The sequence below is a fragment of the Rhodoplanes roseus genome (genome assembly GCF_003258865.1).
Lineage (GTDB): Bacteria > Pseudomonadota > Alphaproteobacteria > Rhizobiales > Xanthobacteraceae > Rhodoplanes > Rhodoplanes roseus.
Window position 1 is genome coordinate 1 of the sequence record NZ_NPEX01000003.1, and the last position, 8,284, is coordinate 8,284.

An 8,284-nucleotide genomic window follows, 5' to 3' on the forward strand; every position below is an offset into this window, starting at 1 on the left:
CCCCTCGTGGGGAGGGTGCCGAGCGAAGCGAGGCGGGTGAGGGGGCGTCCCGCGACTTCCGAGCAAGAGGAGAGCCGCTCACCCGTCTCGGATCGTCGGTCCGAGCCATCCTCTCCACGAGGCGGGCTTTGCATGATTGGTCATTCCGGGACGGCGCGCAGCGCCGGACCCGGAATCCAGCCGAGAATGCCGAGTTCGGCGCTGGATTCCGGGTTCGCGCCTGCGGCGCGCCCCGGAATGACGGATTGCGCAAAGCTCCCGCGAGGGGAGAGGGAAGAGCGAAGAGAGCGCCGTGCGGTGGATCGCCGCACGAAACGTCGGGACCGCGCGCTCAGCTCGCGCCGCGATAGCCGATATTGGCGGAGATGCGCTTGCCGGCCTCGACGATGCGCCGGATCTGCTCGGGGGTCGGACGAGCCGGCACGAACTGCACCAGATCGACGATCGCCACCGTGCCGACGAAGGCGCCGGTGGCGTCGAGGATCGGCGCCGCCAGCGCGTTGACGCCGACCACGGCCTGGCTCGGCGCCGTCGCCCAGCCCTGTTTCTTGACCTGCTTGAGCTCCTCGCGCAGCACGTTCGGATTGGTGATGGTGTGCGGCGTGTTGGCCGGCAGCGTCTTGCGCAGCAGCTTCTCGCGCGGCGCGTCGGGGCCGAAGGCGAGCAGCAGCTTGCCCTGGGCGGTCGCGTGGGTGGTCAGGAGCGAGCCCGGCTTCACGCCGATCTCGAACGGCTGGGTTCCGGCGATGGTGGAGAGCACGCGCAGACCGGCGAGCTCCACCTCGGAGAGCGTGACGGCGTGGCCGAGCCGGTCGCGCAGCTCGTCCATCACGGTGCGGGCCGCGCTCATCAGCTCGAAATTCTCGCTCACCACGCGGCCGAGCGCGATCAGCCGGCCGCCGGTGCGGTAGCGCTCGGTCTCGGTCTCCTGGATCACGTAGCCGGCCGACATCAGCGTCTGCAGATGGCGGTAGATGCGGCTCTTGGTGGTACCGAAGACGCGCGCCAGATCCGTGACCCCGACGGTCGAGCGGCGCTGCGCCAGATATTCCAAGATCTGCAATGCGAACACCACGGCCTGGACGCCGTCACCGGGTTGCGACCCTGAAATCCGCGGCATCGGACTGCGCTCTCCTCAAACGACGGCCGCGGGCGGAACGCGCACGGGCCCACTCATGGGATGCCCGGCGGTCTCGGCCGGGCGGCACGGGATCGTCGACGTCTTTACGGAGCCGGTCGGGGGCGATGAAAAGCGTCCCGGCCACAGCGGTGCGATGCCGTCGCGACGGGAATTCGCGTCCCGGCATCTGATTTTCTATGGATCAGGTCGGCGCGAAGCACAAGCTCCGGTCGTGTGGGACGCCGGCCCGGTGGTACGCGCCACGGCACCGCGTGCCCGCACGGCCACCCGGGCGGACATGCCGGCATGGCCATGTGTTCCGTACTAAAAAACGCGGTTCTGTGTCCGAGAACACATTTCCGGTGATCCGCGACCCGCCGGAAGTGCCCGCGGGCCGGGCTCTCCCTGGCTGGGCCAGGGGAGCGCGGGCGCCGCGGCGGCGGTGCGGCTCGACACTGCTCGCGGCATCGGCTCCAATCGGCGCAGCCGCCGGTCCCGTCGCGAGACGAGCCCCCCGAAAGGGCCCCCGAGAACTGCCCGCGCCCGACGCGCGGCTGCCACCGGCCGCAAAAGGAGGACACATGCGCTTTCGCCTGCCCGCCGCCCTCGGCGTCGTCGCCGCCCTCGCCGCCGCCCTGATCGCGCCGGCGACCGTCTCGGCCCAGGACTGGCCGACCCGCCCCGTGACCCTGGTGGTCCCGTTCGCGCCCGGCACCACCTCCGACGTGATCGGCCGCGCTCTCGTCGAGCATCTCGGCCGCACGCTGGGTCAATCGGTCGTGATCGACAACCGCAGCGGCGCCGGCGGCAATATCGGCGCCGCCATGGTCGCCAAGGCGGCCCCGGACGGCTACACGATCCTGCTCGCGACGACCGGCCAGGCCGCGACCAACAAGCTGATGTACAAGGACATCACCTACGATCCGCAGAAGGATCTGACGCCCGTCGTGCTGATCGGCCGCTCGCCCGTGATCGTGGTGGCGCGGCCCGGCGTGCAGGCCGGCTCGCTCGCCGAGCTGATCGCCTTGGCCAAGGCCAATCCGGACAAGCTGACGGCCGGCTTCCCGGGCAACGGCACGCTCGGTCACATCACCGGGCTGCTGCTGATGGCGAAGGGCGACGTCAAGCTCGGCCAGGCGCAGTATCGCGGCAGCGTGCCGATCATGACCGACCTGCTCGGCGGCCACATCGACGTCGGCATGGATTCCATGGCGGCCTATGTGCCCAACGTGAAGGAGGGCAAGCTCAAGGCGCTCGCCATCGCCAGTCCCAAGCGGTGGAGCGGCCTGCCCGACGTGCCGACCGCCGCCGAGTCCGGCCTGCCCGGCTTCGAGGCGGCGGTGTGGTACGCGCTGCTGGCGCCGGCCGGCACGCCGCCCGCCGTGATCGCCAAGCTCAACGCCGCGACCAACGCCTTCCTGCAGACCGATCAGGCCAAGCAGATGTTCGACCAGCTCGGCGTCGTCGCCGCCGGCGGCACGCCGCAGGACCTCGCCGCCTTCCAGGCGGCCGAGATCGAGAAATGGGCCCCGATCATCAAGGGCGCCAACATCTCGTTCTGAGCGCAGGATCGTCGGTCCCGGCCGGATCAGTCGAGCCGTTGCGGCTCGTCCTCCGACCGGGTCACCACGTGGCCGCAGCGCTTGCATTCATAGGAGACCAGGGCCGGGTTGGCCCCGAGCCGAGGAACGCTGCGCGCATATTGCATTCGCGCGCCGCACACCACGCAGTGCGGTCGACGCGCGGCACTCTCGTCGAAGGGAGTCATGGCCACACACGATGTTCGCCGGGCGTATTCGAAATCGGTTTTCGGCCGTGACACAATTCAGGGCAGTTACCTAGTCCGCGCGACCCGCTGCACAGCCGTGCAGCACTCCGGCCGGAGGAGGCACCGAGCCGGCGCTTCGACTTTCGACGAAGACTCCAAAACGAGACGCACAGGGAGGACCCGATGGCTACGATCACCCGCACCTCGCCCAAGGACATCCACGCCCCGTTCTCCAACTATTCCCACACCGTGAGCGTCGAAGGCGCGACCCGGCTCGTCTTCTGCGCCGGGCAGGTCGCGGCCGACCCGTCCGGCCAGGTGCTGCCGCCGGACGACTTCACGGCGCAGAGCAAGCTGGTGATGAGCAACCTGGAGAAGGCGCTGGCGGCCGGCGGCGCCGGCTTCGCCGACGTCACCAAGGTGACGATCTACGTGTGCAATCCGCACGACGTGCCGAAAGCGCGCGCCATCCTGCGCGACTGGTTCGGCCCCAACCCGCCGGCCTCCACCCTGTGCGTGCTCCGCGGCCTCGCCAACCCGAATTTTCTGCTGGAGGTCGAGGCGATCGCGGCGGTGTGACAGATAGTTCCAGTCATCCCGGGGCGGCGCATCCGCGCCGAGCCCGGGATTCCAGCCAAAGGATGCCGCGTTCGGCGCTGGATACTCGCGCAGGCCGTCGCGGAACACGCCCGTGTAGATCGCGTCGAAGCCGCGGATCGTGAAGGCGTTGTAGCGCGGATCGTAGCCGTACATGGAATTGGTGACGCCGGGCGTGTAGGCGATCGCCTCGTTGAGCGTCTGGACGCCCCGATCCTCCATCTGCTGGCGGGTGACCACCGAGATCGACTGCGGCGTCTCCAGCACCGGCGTCTGCGTCTTGGTGCCGACCGTGGTCGCGACGGGAACGTAGCCGTTGGTGACGAGCGGCGAACTGTTTCGATCTCTGCCGGCCCGATCGCCCGAGACCTCGATGGTCTCGAGCGACACCGCGCCGCTGCTCTGCGCCTGCGCGGCGCCCGCCCACACCAGTGCGAGCATCGAGCTCGTCGCGAACAGACGGAACAGAACGGACTCCCGGCCGACACCTGACTTCATGACGCCCCCGACTTCTTCACGAGATCGGACGGCGAGCACTAGGTCGGGCCTCGAGAGGTATTCAACGAGTTCCGTGTTTCCAGACGATTTCCGTGGTGAAGCGAGGCCCCTGAACCACAAGACCGAACTGTAACAACTCCAGCCTTGGAATCGTTTTGAACTGCAGCCCGCGCGCCTGCGCGCGATTGTTCTGCGCCGTCCGCGTGTGCTACGGGCGGAGCATGACCGACATCGACCCCTGCGATCCGGCCCGCCCCCGTTCCGTCTCCGTCGCACGGTCGCACGAGGTCGCGCGGTCGTGCGAGGTCGCCCGATGACGCCGCGCGCCATCAAGGCGTGGTCGAAGGTTCATACCTGGACCAGTCTGATCTCGACCGCGTTCCTGCTGATGCTGTGCATCACCGGGCTGCCGCTGATCTTCCACCACGAGATCGAGCATCTGACCGGCGAGACGGCGGAGCCCGCCGCGCTCCCGGCCGGCACGCCGATGGCCGATCTCGACCGCGTCGTCGCCGCCGGCACGGCCCGCTATCCGGGCTTCGTGCCGCACTATGTCGTGTGGGACCGCGACGAGCCCGCGCTGGTCCATGTCGTCGTGGCGCCGACCTACGAGTCGCCCGTCACCGACAACCGCCTCGTGACGCTCGACGGCCGCACCGCCGAGGTGCTGGGCCAGCCCGAGCCCGGCGGCTTCATGCACGTGATGCTGCAGCTCCATGTCGACATGTTCGCGGGGCTGCCCGGCAAGCTGTTCCTCGGCGTCATGGGCATCCTGTTCGTCATCGCCATCGTGTCCGGCGTGGTGCTGTATGCGCCGTTCATGCGCCGGCTCGACTTCGGGACCGTGCGAGCGACCTCGCCGCGCGCCCGCTGGCTCGACCTGCACAACCTGCTCGGCGCCGTCACCATCGTCTGGGCCCTGGTGGTCGGGGCCACCGGCGTGATCAACACCTGGGCCGAGCTGATGATCGGCCTGTGGCAGAAGACCGAGCTGGCCGAAATGGTGCGGCCCTACGCCGACAAGCCGCCGCTGGCGCAGCACGGCTCGGTGCAGGCCGCGATCGACGCGGCGCGCACCGCGACGCCCGGCAAGACGACTTTCTTCATGGCCTTTCCCAAGGCGCCCTACTACACCGACAAGCACCACTTCGTGGTGTTCATGCGCGGCGACACGCCGCTGACCTCGCGACTGATGACGCCCGTGCTGGTGGACGGCGAGACCGCGGCCGTCACGGCGACCCGCGAGCTGCCCTGGTACCTGGTCGCGCTCCTGGTCTCGCAGCCCTTGCATTTCGGCGACTACGGCGGCATGCCGCTGAAGATCCTGTGGGCCGTGCTCGACGTGATCACGATCGTGGTGCTGGGCAGTGGCCTCTATCTGTGGCTGGCGCGGCGGCGCTCGCGGGTGCGGGTCCGCCGCACCGAGGCGCCCGGCGGGATCTCCTCCACTCCGTCGACGCAGCCGGCCGAATGAGCGCGACCACGTCGCACCGGCGCGCCGCACGGCGCGACAGCGTGGCCCGCATCTGGGCCTGGCCGATCGCGCTCGCCGGGCTCAGCACCGCCGGCCTGCTCGCTGCCCTGATCGGCGACGGCCTCCTCGACCTCGTGTCCTGGCTGACGCTCGGCGTGCCGGTCGCCGTCACGGCATGGTTCGTGGCGCGCCGCCAGCGGGCGACGGAGCGCTAGCCGGCCGCCGGCGCCAGCAGCGCGGCCCGCACGACTGGCCGATCGAGCAGAGCGGCGGCGGCACGGAACATCGCGGCGGGCTCGTCGCGGGGCTGGTTGCGCTCGTCGTGCACGATCCGGGCGGGGCGCGCCGAGAGCACGACCAGACGGTCGGCGAGCCGCACCGCCTCGGTCACGTCGTGTGTGACGAACAGGGCCGCGAGCCCGGTCTCGGTCACGGCGGCGCGCACCAGATCCTGCAGGTCGCGGCGCAGGCCGACGTCGAGCGCCGCGAAGGGCTCGTCCATCAGCACCAGATCGGGCCGGACGACCAGCGCACGGGCGATGGCGACGCGGCTCTGCATGCCGCCCGACAGTGCGGCTGGACGCTTTCTGGTGTCGGCGTCCGTGAAGCCGAAGCGGTCGAGCAACGCACGCGCGCGGTGGCGCGCCGTGGCCCGTGTCACACCCTGCGCCGCGAGCGCGAAAGCGACATTGTCGAGCGCCGGCCACCAGGGCAGCAGGCGCGGCTCCTGAAACACGACGGCGGTGCGGCCGAAGCCGTTGACGACGCGCCCACTCGAAGGCGCCGCGAGCCCGCAGGCGAGACGCAGCAGGCTGGTCTTGCCGCAGCCCGACGGCCCGAGCAGCACGACGAGCTCGCCGGGCGCGACCGCGAGGTCGAAGCCGGCCAGCACCGGGCCGTCGTCGTAGCGCAGCGTGACGTCCTCGAAGCGCAGCACCCGTCACCCCGCCGCCGGCGCCGGGCGCCGCGTCCGCAGAAAGCGCCGCATCGGCGCCAGCAGCAGTCCGTCGCAGACGAGCAGCAGCGCGACGACGAGGAGAATCCACGCCATGGTTCCGGCGAGATCCAGATGCGCCCGCTCGGTGGCGATCATGCCGCCGATGCCGGTGCCGCCGCCCAGAACCTCGGCCATGACGCCGACCTTCCAGGAGAAGGCCAGCGCCGTGGCGAGCGCCGGCAACAGCGGATCGAGAAGCTGCGGCAGCAGCAGCATGCGGAACGACAGGAGCGGCGACGCGCCGACCACCCGCGCCATCTCGGAGAGCTTTTGGTCGCGCGCGAGGATTCCCTGGAAGGCCGCCGAGAAGACGATGGGCAGCACCGTGATCGACACCGTGAACGCCGGCGCGAGCCCACGCGGCCCGAACCACAGCAGCGCCAGCACCACCCAGGCGATCGGCGGAACGCCGAGCATCACGGTGAGGACCGGGCGCAGCGTCGCGCCGAGCGGCGTCAGCAGCCCGGCCGTGACGCCCAGCGCCGCCCCGAGCAGCGCGCCGACCAGAAAGCCGCCGATCGCGTTGACGCCGGTGACGGCGAGCGCCGGGCCGGCCTGTCCGGTCACGATCAGCGCCCAGAGCCGCTCCACCGTCTCGGCCGGGGACGGCAGCACGAACGGCCCGAGCGCGTCGTGCCCGAGCTGCCAGGCCAGCCCCAGGCCGGCCAAGCCGAGGAGGCCCCAGGCGCCCCGCGCGACGACCATCGGCATCACATGTCGAGATAGAAGGCGCCGTCCGGCAGGCGGCCGCCGAGGGCATCGGGCGAGAGATCGAGAATGGCCTTGTAGAAGGTCTCGAGCTCGCCCTTCATGGCGCGCGCCGGAGCGACGTCGATGTGGAGATGGTCGAGCGAGCGCTCGAACACCGCGGGCCGCATCTGCATCCGCTGCTCGGCCAGCGCGGCGGCGCCCTTGCGGTCGGCCAGCACCCAGTCGCGGGCGCCCGGCAGGCCGGCCCGCAGCGCCGCCAGGATCTCGGGCGAGTCGTCGATCAGACTCCGATGCAGGGCGACGCCGGCCATCGGGATGCGAGGCTGGCCGAAATGGCGCCCCCAGGCCTCCTGCAGGCTGACGGCGCGCCGCAGCGTGCGTCCCTGCTGCTGCGCCATCATGATGGCGGCGGTGGCCGGCGGCTCGGACAGGATCGCGGTCGCGGCCCGTCCGGCCGCCAGCATCTGGGCGGCCTCCATCGGGGTCTGCACATAGGTCAGCGCGATGTCGCGGTCCGGATCGATGCCCTCGCGCTTGGCGATGGCGCGGAAGACGAGGTCCGGCATGTCGTTGCGGAAGAAGCCGACCACCGGCTTGCCGCGCAGATCCGCGAACGACCGGATGCCGTCGTCCGCCGTGACGATCGACAGATGGCCCATGCTGAGGATGCACAGGAGCCGCAGCGGCATGCCACGATTGGCGAGGTTGGCCGGCACATGGGTCGGCGTGGTGATCAGCCGCGAGCGGCCGGAGACCAGGCCGGCACGCAGCTCGTCGGTGTCGCGCCACAGCCGGAAGGTCGCGCCGGGCGCCGCGGTGTCGAGGCCGCCCGCCTCCAGCAGGCGCACCAGCACGATGGTGGCGGCGTTCGGCGCCCCGAGGATCTCGAGGCTTTCGACCGGACGGCTCAGGACCGGGCGGCCGATGGCGAGCATCGCGGCGCCGGCCAATCCGGTGGCGAGCAGGCGGCGTCGGGAAAGAGTCATGGCGGCTCACGCAATGAAGGATCTGCTATATACTTTAAGATACAGCTTCGGACACGATTTCACGCCACCGGCTGCGCTGTCCTGCGGCGGAGACGGGGCCGGCACGCGTGCCGGCCAGACATTCGGTTTCGAT

The 8,284-nt window shown here is 70.5% G+C and carries 8 protein-coding genes and 1 pseudogene; 4 read left to right on the top strand and 5 right to left on the bottom strand.

All coding sequences use genetic code 11. The features are described 5' to 3' along the window. Window positions 1-331 precede the first annotated feature (331 nt). The gene (locus CH341_RS00725) at window positions 332-1,120 is read right to left on the bottom strand and encodes an IclR family transcriptional regulator (RefSeq protein ID WP_111417125.1); all 789 of its coding nucleotides are present in this window, start codon (window positions 1,118-1,120) and stop codon (window positions 332-334) included. A gap of 581 nt (window positions 1,121-1,701) precedes the next feature. Between CH341_RS00725 and CH341_RS00730 the strand changes: the two genes are divergently transcribed. Both CH341_RS00730 and CH341_RS00735 read left to right on the top strand, forming a co-directional pair. Then, entirely contained in the window at window positions 1,702-2,682 is a 981-nt protein-coding gene (locus tag CH341_RS00730; protein WP_170149406.1) for a Bug family tripartite tricarboxylate transporter substrate binding protein, read from the top strand. A 389-nt stretch (window positions 2,683-3,071) separates the two neighbouring features. Beyond that, window positions 3,072-3,467 (top strand): RidA family protein, encoded by a 396-nt coding sequence (locus CH341_RS00735; RefSeq protein ID WP_111417127.1) that lies wholly within the window; start codon window positions 3,072-3,074, stop codon window positions 3,465-3,467. Window positions 3,468-3,605: 138 nt separating this feature from the next. On the opposite strand, the pseudogene CH341_RS35625 reads toward CH341_RS00735, so the two are convergent. Beyond that, window positions 3,606-3,707: pseudogene (locus CH341_RS35625) on the bottom strand (hypothetical protein); the annotation flags it as partial. 589 nt (window positions 3,708-4,296) lie between these two features. Between CH341_RS35625 and CH341_RS00745 the strand changes: the two are divergent. Together CH341_RS00745 and CH341_RS00750 are read left to right on the top strand one after the other, a co-directional pair. Beyond that, a complete protein-coding gene (locus tag CH341_RS00745) occupies window positions 4,297-5,457 on the top strand; it encodes a PepSY-associated TM helix domain-containing protein (RefSeq protein ID WP_111417128.1) in 1,161 nt (386 codons plus the stop codon). Next, window positions 5,454-5,672 carry a hypothetical protein gene (locus CH341_RS00750; RefSeq protein WP_111417129.1) on the top strand — a complete coding sequence of 73 codons (219 nt, stop codon included), beginning with the start codon at window positions 5,454-5,456 and terminating at the stop codon, window positions 5,670-5,672. Before CH341_RS00745 ends, CH341_RS00750 begins: the two co-directional genes overlap by 4 nt. Here CH341_RS00750 and CH341_RS00755 read toward each other — a convergent pair. Genes CH341_RS00755 through CH341_RS00765 form a run of 3 tightly spaced genes read right to left on the bottom strand, consistent with a single transcriptional unit; the run spans window position 5,669 to window position 8,151 of the window. Next, a complete protein-coding gene (locus CH341_RS00755) occupies window positions 5,669-6,394 on the bottom strand; it encodes an ABC transporter ATP-binding protein (protein ID WP_111417130.1) in 726 nt (241 codons plus the stop codon). The two genes, CH341_RS00750 and CH341_RS00755, sit on opposite strands and share 4 nt — an antisense overlap. 3 nt (window positions 6,395-6,397) lie before the next feature. After that, complete coding sequence (locus CH341_RS00760; protein ID WP_111417131.1) at window positions 6,398-7,165, bottom strand: ABC transporter permease; 768 nt, start codon at window positions 7,163-7,165, stop codon at window positions 6,398-6,400. Next, window positions 7,165-8,151 carry an ABC transporter substrate-binding protein gene (locus CH341_RS00765; RefSeq protein ID WP_111417132.1) on the bottom strand — a complete coding sequence of 329 codons (987 nt, stop codon included), beginning with the start codon at window positions 8,149-8,151 and terminating at the stop codon, window positions 7,165-7,167. Before CH341_RS00765 ends, CH341_RS00760 begins: the two co-directional genes overlap by 1 nt. Window positions 8,152-8,284 lie beyond the last annotated feature (133 nt).